The following is a 14228-nucleotide window of genomic DNA, read 5'->3' on the forward strand; positions in this document are numbered from 1 at the left end:
CCAGTCACAAAAGTAAACAGAGCTTCAGCAGCATATGGACACCTCGCCGTCGGGCGTCGAGACGGTGATCTTCCTGGACGAGCCTGGGTCGCTGACCGGGGTCATGATCACCTGTGGCGCGCTGGTCGACAGGTCGTAGGCGCCGGGCGGAAGCTCCATGTCGATGTTGCCGGAGGTCTTGACGATCGCGCGCACCTCGCTGGGCGGCGTCATGAACGACAGGTCGAGGTCGCCCGAGCTCACCTCCACGTCCACCTGCTCGCTGCGCAGGGAGTCGCCCCGGACGCTGCCCGACCCGCTCCTGGCGTGCACCTTGCCGGGCAGGTCGTCCAGGCGGACGGCGCCGGAGACGGTGGCGACGCGGATGTCACCGGCGATGTCGTCGACGGCCAGGAAGCCGGAGGCGGTCCTGGCGTCCACGCTGACGTGCTGCGGCACCAGGACCTGGTAGCCGATCTCGCAGACCGGCGCGGTCAGGTAGCCGGCGCCTGGGCAGGAGGAGTCCAGGCGCAGGGTCCGGCCGTCCCAGTCCTCCGACACGCTGGGCTTCTCCTGTGACCAGCGCATCGACCGGATGAGGAGGATCTGCCCGGCTTCGCCCCGATGGACCTGCACGCTCACGGCCCCCTCCCCGATCACGCGCAGCGTGGTCAGCGCCTCGACCGCGATGACGCGCTCGGTGGTCTCGGTGGGCTCACGGGCGGTGGCGAACCCGCGCCAGATGATCGCGGTCGACACCGTCACCGCGATCACGGTCAGCACCGAGCCGAGGGTCAGCCAGAGCGCTCTCACGGCATGCTCCTGATCTTGAGGAACTGGAGCACGGCCAGCACCCGACGATGATCGCCCTCGGCCGGAGGCAGGTCGAGCTTGGCGAAGATGTTGCCGATGTGCTTGCCCACGGCCCCCTCGCTGAGCACGAGCTGCGCGCCGATGCCCGCGTTGGAGCGGCCCTCGGCCATGAGCTTGAGCACCTCGTGCTCGCGCGGCGTCAGCCGGTCCAGCGGGTCGCTGTGGCCGCGCAGCAGGAGCTGGGAGACCACCTCGGGGTCCAGCGCGGTGCCGCCGCCCGCCACCCGGCGCAGCGCGTCGACGAACTCGGCCACGTCCGCCACCCGGTCCTTCAGCAGGTAGCCGACGCCGCCCGCGGCCGAGGCGAGAAGCTGGGCGGCGTAGCGCTCCTCGACGTACTGCGAGAGCACCAGCACGGCCAGCGACGGCTGCTGGCGGCGCAGCACGAGCGCGGCCCGCAGCCCCTCGTCGGTGTGCGTGGGCGGCATCCGCACGTCGGTGAGCACCAGGTCGGGCCGGTGCTCCTCGGCGGCCCGCAGCAGCCCTTCGGCCTCGGCCACGGCGGCCACGATCTCCAGCCCGGCCGCCTCCAGCAGCCGGACGAGCCCCTCGCGCAACAGCACGGAGTCCTCGGCGAGCACTACTCGCACGGCAGGTCCACCTCGATCGTCGTCGGGCCGCCGAGCGGGCTGCTCAGCCGCAGCCTGCCGTCCACGGCGTCGATGCGCTGCGCCAGACCGCGCAGCCCGGTGCCGCTGTCGAGGCGGGCCCCGCCGCAGCCGTCGTCGTAGACGAGCACGTGCAGCCGGTCGCGCTCGCGCCGCACGCTCACCTCGGCCTTGGTGGCCGCGGCGTGCTTGGCGATGTTGGTCAGTGCCTCGGACACGATGAAGAATGCCACCGCCTCGATCGTCGGAGTGGCGCGGCGCTCGATGTCGACGCGCAACCGCACCGGGATGGGGGCCCGCGCGGCCACGCCGGACAGCGCCGCGTCGAGGCCCTGGTCGTTGAGCACGGCCGGATGCAGGCCGCGGACGAAGTCGCGCAGCTCCTTGAGCGCCTGCTTGGCCTCCTCGTGCGCGTGCTCGATGGCCTCGCGGGCCGGTTCCGGCAGGTCGGTGAGCGTGGCGCGGGCCAGGCCCAGGTTCATCGCCAGCGACACCAGCCGCTGCTGGGCGCCGTCGTGCAGGTCACGCTCGATGCGCCGCCGCTCGGCATCGGCGGCGTCGATCACGCCGGCGCGGCTCTCGGTCAGCGTCTCGATGCGCCGCCCCAGCTCGTCGCGGCTGGGGCCGAGCAGCGCCCGCGCCACCGACAGGTCCAGCATCGCCATCCCGCGCGCCAGCACGGGCGCGATCAGCAGGAGTACGGCCCCCGCCACGATGTAGGTGGTTACCACGTTCGGGTCGCGCAGGTCGAACAGGAAGGTCAGCGGCGGCGGTTGGATCAGCGGCGGCAGGAAGGCCAGCAGCCCCACCAGCGCCGCGCCCCACGTCGCCGCGACCAGGAACACCGCCAGCCCGCTGACCAGCGGCGACAGCAGATGGTAGGCGATCTGCCGCCACAGGCTGGAGGTGCGCCAGCTGCGCGCGGGCGGCACCGGCGGGATGCGCTCGCCCAGAAACGCCTCGAACCGGGAGCGCTGCACCCGCGTGAACCAGGGCACGCCGCGCCGCAGCACGGGCGGGGCCACGGCCGACGCGAGCGTCAGCACCGCGAGCGCGAACGCGACGGGCAGCCCGGTCATCACGTGGGCCGTGTCGAGCCACGCCGTGGCCACCCGGGGTCGTTTCATGCCTCCACGGTATTGACTCCTGGGAGCTGCCGGACATGGGCCTGGTGTGCGCGACCAGGGTGGGGCTAGCCCCACCCCCCGACGCTAGGCGCGGCTGGCCGGCCGGGCGCGCACGTGCATCCGCTCGCCCTGGCGGCCGAACAGGCTGAGGATCTCCACCGGCTGGTCGTCGGCGCTGCCGAACCAGTGCGGCAGCCGCGTGTCGAACTCGGCGGCCTCGCCCGCCTTCATCACCAGGTCACGGTCGGCCAGCAGCAGCCGCAGCCGCCCGGACAGCACGTACATCCACTCGTAGCCCTCGTGCGTCTGCTGCTCGGGGACGCCCGGCTCCGGCATGATGACCATCTTGAACGCCTGCAGCGCCCCGGGCTGGCGGGTCAGCGGCAGGACGGTGCGGCCGTGCATCTTGCGCGGCACGGCGCGCACCCTCGGGTCGCCCACCTCCGGCGCGCCCACCAGCTCCTCCAGGGGCACCTGGTAGGCCTGGGCGACCGGCAGCAGCAGCTCGAGGCTGGGCCGCCGCTGCCCGGACTCCAGGCGCGACAGCGTGCTCGTGGAGATGCCGGTGGCCTCGGCCAGCGCCGACAGCGTCAGGCCGCGCTCGGCGCGCAGCCGTTTGAGCCGCGGGCCGACCTGGGCGAGCACCTCTTCGATCGCGGCGATGTTGTCCATGACGTCTCCAGCATCCCGGAAAGAGCAACAGAACTTGCCACATCCGGCGGCTCAGCGCAAGGTCCCCCGGAACGCGGCGGGGTCGAAGGCGCCGCCGAGCGTCACGGCGAGCCCGCGCCGCGCCGCGTCGGCGAAGGCGTCGCCGGACAGCCGCCCGGCCCCTTCGGGCAGCGCGCCGACCAGCGGCCGGGCGGCCAGCATCTCCAGGTCGGTCACGTTGCTCCGCTCGGCGATCCCCGGCTCGGCCGGCCACGCGCCGATGACCACGCCCGCCAGGTCGAGGCCGCGGTGCGCGAGCGCCTCCAGCGTCAGCGCGGTGTGGTTGAGCGTGCCGCGCCCGGCCGGGGCCACCACGAGCACCGGCGCGCCCAGCAGTCTGGCCAGGTCGGCGATCGTCGCGCCGTCCTCGTCGTAGCGCACCAGCAGCCCGCCGGCGCCCTCCACGACGACCAGCCGGTTGCTCTCGGCCAGCTCGCGGATCCGGCGGGCGGCCTGCGGCATCGACACCGGGGGCAGCCCGGCGGCCCGCGCCGCGGCGGCCGGCGACAGCGGCGCGTCGAAGCGGGCGAGCTCGAACGTGGTCGTCACCCCGGACATCCGGATGACCTCGTCCACGTCGCCGGGCCCGCCGGGGGCGACGCCGGTCTGGGCGGGTTTCACCACGGCCACGCTCGCCCCCCGGCCCCGCGCCAGCACGGCCAGGGCGGCGCACACGACCGTCTTGCCCACCCCGGAGTCGGTCCCGCTGACCACGATCACGCTCACGCGGCCAAGCGTAGTCAGGGGCGGCGCAGCCTGGTGACGAACTTGTAGCGGTCGCCCCGGTAGAGCGACTGCGCCCACTCCACCGGATTGCCGTCGGCGTCGAAGGCGTGGCGGGTCAGCAGCAGCATGGGCAGCCCCACGTCCACGCCCAGCAGCTTCGCGTCGTACGGCGTGGCGAGGACGGTCTCGATGATCTCCTCGGCGTCGGTGAGCCGTACGTTGTAGGCGTTGTGCAGCGTCTCGTACAGGGAGGAGTGCACCTCGAGCTCGCGGCGCAGGCGCGGGAAGCGCCGTGCCGACAGGTGCGTGGTGTCGACCGAGACCGGCTCGCCGTTGGCCAGCCGCAGCCGGTGGATGCGCAGCACGCGGCCGCCCGGGTTGATCGCCAGGCGGCGGGCCAGCGCCTCGTCGGCGGTGATGTAGCCGATCTCCAGGATCTTGGTGTCGGGCTCCAGGCCGGCCGTGCGCAGGTCGCCGATGTAGGAGGTGAGCTGTAGCACCTGCGCGACCTTGGGTTGCGCGACGAACGTGCCCTTGCCCTGGATGCGCAGCAGCCGGCCCTCCACGACCAGCTCGGTCAGCGCCTGCCTGACCGTGGTGCGCGAGGTCTCGAAGCGTACGGCGAGCGTCCGCTCGGGCGGCAGCGCGGAACCCGGCGCGAGCGTCTTGGTCAGCTCGAGCAGGGCCCGTTTCACGTCGTAGTACTTCGGTACGCGAGGGCCGTCGTCTGTCACGCTCTCACCTTCACTTCTGCCGAGCGCCAATCCGGGCAGCTCAGGCTGATGGTGAAGGATAACCGCTGCGGCAGGCCAGGCCGCAACCGCTGTGATGGTCTTCACAGCCCCTGACCCGCCCGAAAAGGCGGCGGCGGTTTGGCTGTTGGCCCCGACAGCACGCATGATGCACTCGTGCCGACTCTCAGCGACCTCGTCGTCCGCCACACCGCGCTCGACGGGGCGGATCTCGACTGGCTGCATTCGCTGGTCTCCGACTGGCAGCTGCTGGCCGATCTGTCGTTCGCGGACCTCATCCTGTGGGCGCCGCTGCTGGGCGAGGGCGGCTGGATCGCGATCGCGCAGATGCGGCCCACGACCGGGCCGACGGTCTACCACGACGACGTCGTCGGCACGGTGGTGGCCAAGGGCGAGCGCCCGCTGATCGACACGGCCTGGGACGAGCGGCGCATCTGCCGTGAGGGCGACCCCGACTGGTCCACGGGCGTGCCCGTGCGCGAGGAGACGATCCCCGTACGGCGTGCCGTCCCCGACGGCGAGGCCCGGTTCCTCGGGGTGATCCAGCGCTCGACGAACCTGTCGTCCGCGCGCACCCCGTCGCGGCTGGAGCTGACCTATCTGCAGAGCGCCTCCGACCTGGCGCAGATGGTGGCCGAGGGGCGGTTCCCGTTCTCGGGCGAGGAGCCGATCCTGGTCCGCTCGCCGCGCGTCGGCGACGGGCTGCTGCGGCTCGACCGGGCCGGGCGGGTGACCTACGCCTCGCCCAACGCGCTGTCGGCCTACCGGCGGCTGGGGCTGCACGCCGACCTGGTGGGGGCCGAGCTCGGCCGGGTGACCGCGACGCTGTGCTACTCCGACGAGCCGATCAACGAAGACCTGATGATCGTGGCCAGCGGGCGGGCGGCCAAGGAGACCGAGGTGGAGTCCGGCGGCACGATCGTGCAGCTCCGGGCGATCCCGCTGATCGTCGGCGGCGGCCGGATCGGCGCACTGGTGCTCATCCGCGACGTGACCGAGCTGCGGCGGCGCGAGCGCGAGCTGATGACCAAGGACGCGACGATCCGCGAGATCCACCACCGGGTGAAGAACAACCTGCAGACCGTGGCCGCGCTGCTGCGGCTGCAGGCCAGGCGGCTGCGGGTGCCGGAGGGCCGCGAGGCGCTGGAGGAGGCGGTGCGGCGGGTCGGCTCGATCGCGATCGTGCACGAGACGCTCTCGCACGCGCCCGAGGAGTTCGTCGACTTCGACGACATCGCCGACCGGGTGATCGCGATGGCGGGCGAGGTGTCGGCGCCGGAGGCGGTGGTGACGCCGCGCCGGGTGGGGGCGTTCGGCGTGCTGCCGTCGCTCATCGCCACGCCGCTGGCCATGGCGCTCACCGAGCTGCTGCAGAACGCGTTGCAGCACGGCCGGCCGGAGCGGCTTCAGGTGATGGTGGAGCCGGGGCCGGAGCGCCTGCACGTGGTCGTCTGGGACGACGGTCAGGGGCTGCCCGCGGACTTCGACCTCGACAGTTCGACCAGCCTCGGGCTGCAGATCGTGCGCACGCTCGTCGAGGGGGAGCTGTCGGGCAAGCTGTCGGTCCTGCCGCGCGAGGGCGGCGGCACGGAGGTCACGCTGTCGATCCCGCTGCCCGCTTCATGAGCGCCAGATGAGCTGAACGCCGCGTCCCTTCGATCAGGGACGCGGCGTGGTCCTGGCGGACAGTCGATCGCACCAGGCGGTTCGGCTCGCTGCGGGTTTCAGGCGGGTCTCCTTCTGGCGGGCTCAGGCAGTCGCGCGGGCGCGGGCACGGGCACTGCGGCGCTTGAGCGCGCGACGCTCGTCCTCGCTGAGGCCGCCCCAGACGCCCGCGTCCTGGCCGGACTCCAGCGCCCACTTCAGGCAGGCTTCCATGGCCGAACAGGAACGGCAGACCTGCTTGGCCTCTTCGATCTGCATGAGTGCCGGTCCGGTGTTCCCGATCGGGAAGAACAGCTCGGGGTCCACGTCACGGCAGGCAGCTCGGTGGCGCCAGTCCATGCGTCCACTCCTTAGTAGATGGAGCCTGAGATGGGCTCCGTGCGGCATCCTTTGTGAAAGGTTTCACTAACCCGTGCGAACAAGTCCCCGGATCAGGTGAACCGGGGATGCCCGCGGACGGCGGAGGACCCTTGGGGGTTGTTAAAGGTCCTACGTTCCGACGTCAGTGTTGAGCTTTTCAGCCACGGAGAGTGCACGCAAGAGGGTACGGCCGAAGTTTTGGCGGTAATGGATGTCGGATGCGTCACACAATGACCGAATGTAACCAGCTAGACCAGAACTTGTAATGCGTTCGGGATAGACCGGAACGTTACGGATTCGCGTTCTCCCAGGTAGTCCCCGTCCAGTTGGAAGGCCACCGGGCGGGCCGCGGTGAGCGTGAACTCGGCCTCGTCGTGCAGCTGGACGAGGTGCCGGCCGCCCGGAAGGCGCTCACTCTCCGTGAGGATGTGACGGATCACCGGGGCCAGCGTCAGCGGACCGATCCGGCGCAGCCCGAGCAGGTCGAGCCCCGTCTCGAACGAGGCCCACGGGGTCGGCCGGACCGGCCGCGTGCCCACGTACGTCCACGGCGAAGTGTTGGACACGATCGCCATGAACAGCCCCTCGGCCGCCGGGATGCCGGGACCCGTCAGCGTCATCGCGGGATGCCTCTTGTCCGTGGCCAGATAGTGCCTCAGGGCCGTGTTCACATACCGGCCAGGGGTAGCCTTCCGCCCGGCCCCGCGCAGGCCCTCCACGGCCCTTACGACCTCGGCGTCGTAGCCCATCCCCGAGCAGAACGTGAAGTAGCGGCTCTCGCCGTCCCACAGCGCCTGCCCCAGGCCCACGCCGCGCCGCCGCCCGTCGCGCAGCGCCTCCAGCACCGCGCCCGTGGCCTCGACCGGATCGTTGGGCAGCCCGAGCGCCCTGGCGAACACGTTCGCGCTGCCGCCAGGGATGACGACGAGCGCCGGGCGGCCGGTGTCGTCGCCGTCGACCGGGTTCAGCAGCCCGTTGACGGTCTCGTTGATCGTCCCGTCGCCGCCCAGCACGGCCACCATGTCGAACCCCTTGGCCCGCGCGGTGGCCGCGAGCATCGCCGCGTGCCCCCGGTAGGCGGTCTCCTCGACGCTGAGGTCCACGGCCGCGCCGAACGCCCGGATGAGCACGTCGCGGGTGCGGGCGTTGGTGGTGGTGGCCTTGGGGTTGACCAGGAGCATCGCGCGCATATGGCCAGCGTAACCGGTGGTGCCTGTCGATATTGTCGTGAAAAATCCCATTCATCGGGTGTGTACGGCGGCGAACGGGGCAGCGGTGGCGGCGGATAGGGTGCGGGGTGTGTCGAAGCGTCCGTGGAGCCTGGTTGCCGCCGCCCTCGTCGTCGCCCTCGAAGGGCTGATCGCGCTCGGGCTGGGCGTCTACGTCGGGGTGGAGACGGTGTCCGGGACCCCGGCCAACCTGACCGCCGCGCTGGCCGAGGCCGCCTTCGGGCTGCTGATCGGCGCGGGGCTGCTCTGGGTCGCCTGGGGCGGCCTGCTGGCCGCCGAGCGCTGGGGGCGGGCGCCGGCCGTGCTCGCGCAGATCTTCCTGATCCCCATCTCCGTCACGCTCTTCGACTCCGGCCGTCCCGAGCTCGGCATCCCGCTCCTGGTGGTGGCCCTGATCGGCCTCGTCGGACTGCTCGCCCCGCCCACCACCCGGGCGCTCTACGGCGACGAGTCCTGACCTGTACGGGCGCGGCCACGGCGCCCATAATGCGGCCATGGGCCGTCTGGTCGTACATCTGACGAGGTTCGCCGGGGCGATCGCGGCGATCGGGGCAGTCGCGTACACGATCAACGCGATGACCAGGACCGGCGGCTACGTCACCGTCACGGTGCTGTCGCTGCGCACAGGCGTGCCGCTCGCCGGGAGCTCCGCCGTCCGGCGGAGGGAGAGCGTGCTGGATGTCTGGGGCTCCACGTTGGCGGAGCAGTTCCTGTCACGGGCCGACGTGCTGCTCGCCGGGCTGAGCGCGGGAGTGGCCGCGCTGCTGCTGCCCGCGGTGCTGCGCGCCCTCATGGAGGGACGGCCGCTGGGGAGGGGGGAGGCGGCGCGGCTCGGCTGGATCGCCCTCGCGGTGACTGTGGCCGTCGTCGCCGGTCCCTGGCTGACCAGGACGGCCACGGCGGCGGTGATCGATCGGGCCGGGCTCGGCAGCACGTTCGCGCCGGCGTCCGGCGCCGAATGGGGCGCGGGCTGGCCGGTGGCCGCGCTGCTGCTCGTGCTCGCCGTGGCGGCGCGGGCGGGAGCGAGAAGAACGGAAGCGGCCGAAGCCGCTCCCGCGGGTTAGTCGTCGGCCGTCAGGCCCTCGCGGAGCTGGGCCAGGGTGCGGGCCAGCAGCCGCGAGACGTGCATCTGCGAGATGCCGAGCTCGGTGGCGATCTGCGACTGGGTCATGTTGCCGAAGAACCGCAGCAGCAGGATGCGCTTCTCGCGCGGCGGCAGCCGCTCCAGCAGCGGCTTGAGCGACTCGCGGTATTCGACCCCCTCCAGCGACTCGTCCACGATGCCCAGCGAGTCGGACACCGCGGGGGCGTCGTCGTCGCCGGAGTCGGGCGCGTCGAGGGACACGGTGGAGTAGGCGTTGGCCGACTCCAGGCCCTCCAGCACCTCCTCCTCGGTCATCTTGAGGTAGGTGGCGAGCTCGGCCACGGTGGGCGCGCGGCCCTCGCGCTGCGACAGCTCGCTGATGGCCTTCGTCAGCGAGAGCTTGAGCTCCTGCAGGCGGCGCGGCACCCGCACCGCCCAGCCCTTGTCGCGGAAGTGCCGCTTGATCTCGCCGACGATGGTGGGCGTGGCGTAGGTGGAGAACTCCACGCCACGGTTGAGGTCGAACCGGTCGATGGACTTGATCAGGCCGATCGTGGCGACCTGGGTCAGGTCGTCGAGCCATTCGCCGCGGTTGCGGAAGCGGCGCGCGAGGTATTCGACCAGCGGAAGGTGAAGCTCGACCAGCTCGTCCCTGATGCGCTGGCGCCGGGGCTCGTCAGGGCCGAGTTCGGACAGCTCGGCGAAGAGCATGCGAGCCCGCACCCTGTCGGGCACGGCGTGTTCGCTGGTGGCCATGGCTCCAGTCCTTTCCGTCACGCCGGCCTCGCCGCGCCTCGGCGCTTACGCAGGACGATCGCCATGCGATCGGGGGAGTCGGTCACCGCGTCGACGTCGTCGGCCAGGGCGGTCAGCACCATCCAGGCGAAGTCATCGCGTTTGGGCGCGGAGCTCCCGACCGTGGCCACCTCGACGCGAACCTGCATCTCCTGGCCGGTCAGCTCGAACTCGGCGGTCAGGTCGGTGCCCGGCACGGCCTCGTTGAGCAGCATGGCGCACGCCTCGTCGACCGCGATCCGCAGATCCTCGATCTCGTCCAGCGTGAAGTCGAGCCGGGCGGCCAACCCGGCGGTGGCCGTACGCAACACGGACAGGTAGGCGCTGTCGGCGGGGAGCCTGATGCTCACCACGTCGCGGATGGCGGCCTCGCCTGTCGCACGCGTCTCGGTTTCCTCGGTCACGTTCCTCCTCGCGTATACGACGCCTACTGCAACTTACCGCCCCCGGGAGGTGCTTGGCGGATTCAGACTCGCCATCAGCGAAAAAGGCTCTGTGCGGGCGGTAGCCGCACAGAGCCTTTGTGCCGCTTTAGGCGGCCTTGGTCTCCCAGAAGATCTTGGAGATCTCGTCGATCTTGCCGAGCAGGTCCTCAGCCTTGGCGACCTCGACGGTGCCCTTGGCGCCCGCGGCCCCGGCCAGCTTGGTGGCCTCCCAGAAGAGCTGGTGCAGCTGCGGGTACTGCTCCAGGTGCGGCGGCTTGAAGTAGTCGGTCCACAGCACCCACAGGTGGTGCTTGACCAGCTCGGCCCGCTCCTCCTTGATCTTGATGGCGCGGGCGCGGAACACCGGGTCCTCGTTGCCCGCGTACTTCTCCATGATCGCCTTGACCGACTCCGCCTCGATCCGGGCCTGGGCGGGGTCGTAGACCCCACAGGGCAGGTCGCAGTGTGCGGAAGCGACATGCTTGGGTCGTAGCAGTCGTGCAAGCATCAGAAAATCCTTCCTTGATGCCGAATCAGCTTGGTCCTGTACCGACCTTACTCGGGTCCAAACGCCTGTGGAGGAGGGGGTCTCGGCGATGAGAGTGCGTGTCGAAGGGGATTCGATGCGGCCGGGTCTGGAGCCGGGCGACTGGCTTCTGGTGCGGCGGGGCGCGCGGGTGCGCCCCGGCGACGTCGTGGTGGCGAGGCTGCCCGGCGACCCGAGCCGGCTGATCGTGAAGCGGGCGCAGTGGCACGGCGAGGGCGGCTGGTGGCTGGAGAGCGACAACCAGCGGGCCGGCGGCCGGCGCGACAGCTGGGACTTCGGGCCGGTCGAGGACGTCGTCGGGCGGGTCGTGCTGCGTTACTGGCCGCTGCGGCGCCGGGCCCGGTAGGCGGCGACGTTGGCGCGGCTGGCGCAGCGGGCCGAGCAGTAGCGGCGCGAGCGGTTGGAGGAGGTGTCGAGGAAGGCTCGCGAGCAGCGCGGCTCCAGGCAGCGGCCGAGCCGGTCGGCGCCCAGCGTGGCCACGACCGCGGCCAGGCCCATCACCGCGGCCGCGCCGGAGTGGTCGGCCAGGTGCAGGTGCCAGCCCCGGCCGTCGTGGTCGGTGAGCTGCGGGCGTACGGGATAGCGCACGAGCAGCGCGTTGAGCAGGGCGGCCAGCTCCTCGGCGTCGGCCGCGGCGTCGAACACGGCCGCCAGCTCGTCCCGCAGCCGCACCAGCTCGGGCGGGGGAGCGGGATCGTTGACGAGGCGGACCGCCCACTCGGCGTAAGAGGTCAGGTCCATGCCGGAGTATTACACGAAACGGCGGGGCGCCCGGAATCCCCGGACGCCCCGCTCACGCTCAGCCCTCCGGGTGCAGCACCCGGTGCAGGAACGCGCGGGTCCGCTCGTGCTGCGGATCGCCGATCACCTGGGCCGGCGGCCCGTCCTCGACCACGACGCCGCCGTCCATGAACACCACCCGGTCGGCCACCTGACGGGCGAAGCCCATCTCGTGGGTGACGACCAGCATGGTCATGCCCTCCTCGGCCAGCTTGCGCATGACCGCCAGCACGTCGCCGACCAGCTCCGGGTCGAGCGCCGAGGTGGGCTCGTCGAACAGCATCAGGTCGGGGTTCATCGCGAGCGCCCTGGCGATCGCCACCCGCTGCTGCTGCCCGCCGGACAACTGCGCCGGGAAGGCGTCGCACTTGGCCCCGACACCGACCTTCTCCAGGTTCTCCCTGGCGACGACCTCGGCTTCCTTCCTGCCCCGCTTCAGCACCCGCTGCTGGGCGATCATCACGTTCTGCAGCGCGGTCATGTGCGGGAAGAGGTTGAACTGCTGGAACACCATGCCGATGGTCCGCCGGACCTCGTCGATGTCCACGTCCGGGTCGGTGACCTCGACGCCCCGCACCCGCACCGTGCCCTTGGTGGGCTGCTCCAGCAGGTTCACGCAGCGCAGCAGCGTCGACTTGCCCGAGCCGGACGGCCCGATCACGCAGACGACCTGGCCGGTGCCGACCGTCAGGTCGATGCCGCGCAGCACCTCGTTCTGGCCGAAGTGCTTGTGCAGGTCCTCGATCTCGATGGCTTCGGTCATCGGGCCGTCCCCTTGCGCTTCTCCAGCCGTCCCGCCAGGTAGCCGAGCGGGATGGTGACGATCAGGTACGTCAGGCCGGCGACCAGGATGGGCGTGGCGTTGGCGTGCGTGGACGCCATGTCGTTGCCGAACTTCGTCAGCTCCACGAACTCTCCCGAGACGCCCAGGAACAGCACCAGCGAGGAGTCCTTGAGCAGGGCCACGAACTGGTTGGTCGTCGGCGGGATGACGATCCGGATCGCCTGCGGGATCACCACGGTGATCTGCGCCCGGGCCGCCGACATGCCGAGCGACCTGGCGGCCTCGGTCTGTCCCTTGGGGACCGCCTGCAGGCCCGCCCGGAAGATCTCCGCCTGGTAGGCGGTGCCGACCAGGCCCAGGCCGAGGATGGCCTGCCCGTACGTGCCGCCGGGCACCTCGAAGCCGGGCAGCGCCAGCGGCAGGAAGACGATCATCAGGAAGACCAGCAGCGCCGGCAGGCCGCGGAAGATCTCGATGTACAGGGTCGCGAGCCACCGGTACGGGCCCACCGTGGACAGCCGCATCAGCGCCACGATCAGGCCGAACACGAACGCGAACGCGAACCCGCCGACCGAGTAGATGACCGTGTTCTTGAGCGCGATCGTGAACAGCTCGGGCAGCATCTGCCCGGCCACGTCCGGCTGGGCGAAGTTCTGCGCCAGGCTGCCCCAGTCGGCGTACACGACCAGGGCGACGAAGGCGATGGTCAGGACGGCGTACTGGACGCCGCGGCTGATCCGCTGTCTCTTGCGGGGGCTGAGCCGGGCGCGTCCCGGCTCAGCCGTCTTCGGCTCGTCCGCCATGGGGTCAGCCCAGCTCGCCGGGCTTCTTGTCGAACCACTTCACGAAGATCTTCTCGTACGTGCCGTCCGACTTGGCCTTGGCGAGCTCCTCGTTGATGGTCTTGAGCAGGACCGGGTCCGCCTGCTTCTTCAGACCGAGGCCGTACTGCTCGCCGGTGTCGAGGCTGGCGATCAGCTCGAACTTCTCGGCGATCTCCGGCTTCTTCAGCCAGGTGAGCACGACCGGGAGGTCCTGGATGATGACGTCGGCCTGGCCGGCCTGGAGGGCGAGCAGCTCCTTGGCCGAGTCGGCGTACTCGGTCGGGTTGAAGCCCTTCTCCGTGGCGTAGGTGAGGCCGGTGGTGCTGGCCTGGGCGCCCAGCTTCAGCCCCTTGGCCTTGACGTCCTCCAGGGAGGCGGCCCCGGTGCCCTTCTTGGCCAGCAGCGCCTGCGTGGCGTCGAAGTACGGGTCCGAGAAGGTGATGTTGGCCTTGCGCTCCTCGGTGATGGTCATGCCGGCGGCGGCCAGGTCGCACTTGTTGGTGGCCATGGCGGCGCCGCTCTTGATCACGGCGAAGTCGATGTCGACGATCTCCTGCTCGACGCCGAGCTTCTTGGCCACCAGGTCGACGATGTCCACGTCGAAGCCGACGATGTCGGCGCCCTGCTTGAACTGGAAGGGCTCGTAGGGGATGTTCGTGCAGACGGTGAGCTTGCCGGGCTTCACCAGCTGGGCGCCACCGGCCGCCGAGGCGCTGGCGGAGGTCGTGCCGCCACTCGACGACGACTCGCTGCCGCAGCCGGACAGCGCCAGGGCGGCGGTGAGGGCGAGCGCGCCGGCGGCGGAGGCTCGGCGGTTCAAGGGCCAGAGGGCCATGGGTGGCCTCCTCAGTGTTTATGCCAAGAATGTTGGGGTTTCGTGCAGTTTAGATGGGCTTTTGCAGCAGTCCGTCATCTGGTGAGCAACAATGCGTCAACGGAACGGCGTCGGCCCTGATACC

19 protein-coding genes are annotated in these 14228 nt (G+C 71.1%); 4 read left to right on the plus strand and 15 right to left on the minus strand.

The features are described from left to right. Positions 1-24 precede the first annotated feature (24 nt). The 6 genes from KME80_RS05235 to KME80_RS05260 form a co-directional block, all read right to left on the minus strand. Positions 25-792, minus strand: a complete 768-nt coding sequence (locus KME80_RS05235; RefSeq protein ID WP_219500840.1) for a DUF4097 family beta strand repeat-containing protein — start codon at positions 790-792, stop codon at positions 25-27. Continuing rightward, positions 789-1442 carry a response regulator transcription factor gene (locus KME80_RS05240; protein ID WP_219500842.1) on the minus strand — a complete coding sequence of 218 codons (654 nt, stop codon included), beginning with the start codon at positions 1440-1442 and terminating at the stop codon, positions 789-791. Before KME80_RS05240 ends, KME80_RS05235 begins: the two co-directional genes overlap by 4 nt. Beyond that, the gene (locus KME80_RS05245) at positions 1433-2587 is read right to left on the minus strand and encodes a sensor histidine kinase (protein WP_219500844.1); all 1155 of its coding nucleotides are present in this window, start codon (positions 2585-2587) and stop codon (positions 1433-1435) included. Before KME80_RS05245 ends, KME80_RS05240 begins: the two co-directional genes overlap by 10 nt. Before the next feature lie 84 nt (positions 2588-2671). Next, a complete protein-coding gene (locus KME80_RS05250) occupies positions 2672-3259 on the minus strand; it encodes a helix-turn-helix domain-containing protein (RefSeq protein ID WP_219500846.1) in 588 nt (195 codons plus the stop codon). 51 nt (positions 3260-3310) lie between these two features. Continuing rightward, positions 3311-4024, minus strand: coding sequence for a dethiobiotin synthase (gene bioD, locus KME80_RS05255; RefSeq protein ID WP_219500849.1), 714 nt, complete (start codon positions 4022-4024; stop codon positions 3311-3313). A 14-nt stretch (positions 4025-4038) separates the two neighbouring features. Continuing rightward, complete coding sequence (locus tag KME80_RS05260) at positions 4039-4758, minus strand: GntR family transcriptional regulator (RefSeq protein WP_049569261.1); 720 nt, start codon at positions 4756-4758, stop codon at positions 4039-4041. 174 nt (positions 4759-4932) lie between these two features. Here KME80_RS05260 and KME80_RS05265 point away from each other — a divergent pair, with 174 nt between their 5' ends. Beyond that, the gene (locus KME80_RS05265) at positions 4933-6402 is read left to right on the plus strand and encodes a PAS domain-containing sensor histidine kinase (protein WP_219500851.1); all 1470 of its coding nucleotides are present in this window, start codon (positions 4933-4935) and stop codon (positions 6400-6402) included. 123 nt (positions 6403-6525) lie between these two features. Here KME80_RS05265 and KME80_RS05270 read toward each other — a convergent pair whose 3' ends face one another. Both KME80_RS05270 and KME80_RS05275 read right to left on the minus strand, forming a co-directional pair. After that, positions 6526-6780 (minus strand): WhiB family transcriptional regulator, encoded by a 255-nt coding sequence (locus KME80_RS05270; protein WP_049569263.1) that lies wholly within the window; start codon positions 6778-6780, stop codon positions 6526-6528. A gap of 269 nt (positions 6781-7049) precedes the next feature. Continuing rightward, positions 7050-7991 carry a diacylglycerol/lipid kinase family protein gene (locus tag KME80_RS05275; protein WP_219500853.1) on the minus strand — a complete coding sequence of 314 codons (942 nt, stop codon included), beginning with the start codon at positions 7989-7991 and terminating at the stop codon, positions 7050-7052. Between the two features lie 109 nt (positions 7992-8100). On the opposite strand from KME80_RS05275, the gene KME80_RS05280 reads away from it, so the two are divergent. Together KME80_RS05280 and KME80_RS05285 are read left to right on the plus strand one after the other, a co-directional pair. Next, positions 8101-8487 carry a hypothetical protein gene (locus KME80_RS05280; RefSeq protein WP_219500855.1) on the plus strand — a complete coding sequence of 129 codons (387 nt, stop codon included), beginning with the start codon at positions 8101-8103 and terminating at the stop codon, positions 8485-8487. Positions 8488-8524: 37 nt separating this feature from the next. After that, on the plus strand, positions 8525-9094 hold the full coding sequence (locus KME80_RS05285; protein ID WP_219500857.1) for a hypothetical protein: 570 nt from the start codon (positions 8525-8527) through the stop codon (positions 9092-9094). On the opposite strand, the gene KME80_RS05290 is transcribed toward KME80_RS05285, so the two are convergent. From KME80_RS05290 to sodN, 3 genes are all read right to left on the minus strand, one after another. After that, complete coding sequence (locus KME80_RS05290) at positions 9091-9870, minus strand: RNA polymerase sigma factor SigF (RefSeq protein ID WP_219500859.1); 780 nt, start codon at positions 9868-9870, stop codon at positions 9091-9093. The genes KME80_RS05285 and KME80_RS05290 overlap by 4 nt on opposite strands. Before the next feature lie 17 nt (positions 9871-9887). After that, positions 9888-10313: an ATP-binding protein gene (locus KME80_RS05295; RefSeq protein ID WP_049569269.1), complete on the minus strand. Its 426-nt coding sequence runs from the start codon at positions 10311-10313 to the stop codon at positions 9888-9890. A 127-nt stretch (positions 10314-10440) separates the two neighbouring features. Then, positions 10441-10842, minus strand: coding sequence for a superoxide dismutase, Ni (gene sodN, locus KME80_RS05300; RefSeq protein WP_082310527.1), 402 nt, complete (start codon positions 10840-10842; stop codon positions 10441-10443). Positions 10843-10909: 67 nt separating this feature from the next. Here sodN and KME80_RS05305 point away from each other — a divergent pair, with 67 nt between their 5' ends. Continuing rightward, complete coding sequence (locus KME80_RS05305; RefSeq protein ID WP_308125621.1) at positions 10910-11227, plus strand: S24 family peptidase; 318 nt, start codon at positions 10910-10912, stop codon at positions 11225-11227. Here the strand turns inward: KME80_RS05305 and KME80_RS05310 are convergent. Genes KME80_RS05310 through KME80_RS05325 form a run of 4 tightly spaced genes read right to left on the minus strand, consistent with a single transcriptional unit; the run spans position 11197 to position 14104 of the window. After that, positions 11197-11622 (minus strand): CGNR zinc finger domain-containing protein, encoded by a 426-nt coding sequence (locus KME80_RS05310; RefSeq protein ID WP_219500863.1) that lies wholly within the window; start codon positions 11620-11622, stop codon positions 11197-11199. The genes KME80_RS05305 and KME80_RS05310 overlap by 31 nt on opposite strands. 58 nt (positions 11623-11680) lie before the next feature. Further along, a complete protein-coding gene (locus tag KME80_RS05315; protein ID WP_219500864.1) occupies positions 11681-12424 on the minus strand; it encodes an amino acid ABC transporter ATP-binding protein in 744 nt (247 codons plus the stop codon). After that, positions 12421-13248 (minus strand): amino acid ABC transporter permease, encoded by an 828-nt coding sequence (locus KME80_RS05320; RefSeq protein ID WP_219500865.1) that lies wholly within the window; start codon positions 13246-13248, stop codon positions 12421-12423. The genes KME80_RS05315 and KME80_RS05320 overlap by 4 nt, the downstream gene beginning before the upstream one ends. Positions 13249-13252: 4 nt before the next feature. After that, positions 13253-14104 carry an ABC transporter substrate-binding protein gene (locus KME80_RS05325; protein WP_219500866.1) on the minus strand — a complete coding sequence of 284 codons (852 nt, stop codon included), beginning with the start codon at positions 14102-14104 and terminating at the stop codon, positions 13253-13255. Positions 14105-14228: the final 124 nt, after the last annotated feature.

Origin of the sequence: Nonomuraea ceibae (assembly GCF_019396325.1) — a bacterium.
GTDB lineage: Bacteria > Actinomycetota > Actinomycetes > Streptosporangiales > Streptosporangiaceae > Nonomuraea > Nonomuraea ceibae.

Excerpts from the sequence above, each read along its gene's own strand:
- KME80_RS05245 (WP_219500844.1), bottom strand. The coding sequence starts at position 2,587 with ATGAAACGACCCCGGGTGGCCACGGCGTGGCTCGACACGGCCCACGTG.
- KME80_RS05250 (WP_219500846.1), bottom strand. The coding sequence starts at position 3,259 with ATGGACAACATCGCCGCGATCGAAGAGGTGCTCGCCCAGGTCGGCCCG.
- KME80_RS05270 (WP_049569263.1), bottom strand. The coding sequence starts at position 6,780 with ATGGACTGGCGCCACCGAGCTGCCTGCCGTGACGTGGACCCCGAGCTG.
- KME80_RS05275 (WP_219500853.1), bottom strand. The coding sequence starts at position 7,991 with ATGCGCGCGATGCTCCTGGTCAACCCCAAGGCCACCACCACCAACGCC.
- KME80_RS05285 (WP_219500857.1), top strand. The coding sequence starts at position 8,525 with ATGGGCCGTCTGGTCGTACATCTGACGAGGTTCGCCGGGGCGATCGCG.
- KME80_RS05290 (WP_219500859.1), bottom strand. The coding sequence starts at position 9,870 with ATGGCCACCAGCGAACACGCCGTGCCCGACAGGGTGCGGGCTCGCATG.
- sodN (WP_082310527.1), bottom strand. The coding sequence starts at position 10,842 with ATGCTTGCACGACTGCTACGACCCAAGCATGTCGCTTCCGCACACTGC.
- KME80_RS05310 (WP_219500863.1), bottom strand. The coding sequence starts at position 11,622 with ATGGACCTGACCTCTTACGCCGAGTGGGCGGTCCGCCTCGTCAACGAT.
- KME80_RS05315 (WP_219500864.1), bottom strand. The coding sequence starts at position 12,424 with ATGACCGAAGCCATCGAGATCGAGGACCTGCACAAGCACTTCGGCCAG.
- KME80_RS05320 (WP_219500865.1), bottom strand. The coding sequence starts at position 13,248 with ATGGCGGACGAGCCGAAGACGGCTGAGCCGGGACGCGCCCGGCTCAGC.
- KME80_RS05325 (WP_219500866.1), bottom strand. The coding sequence starts at position 14,104 with ATGGCCCTCTGGCCCTTGAACCGCCGAGCCTCCGCCGCCGGCGCGCTC.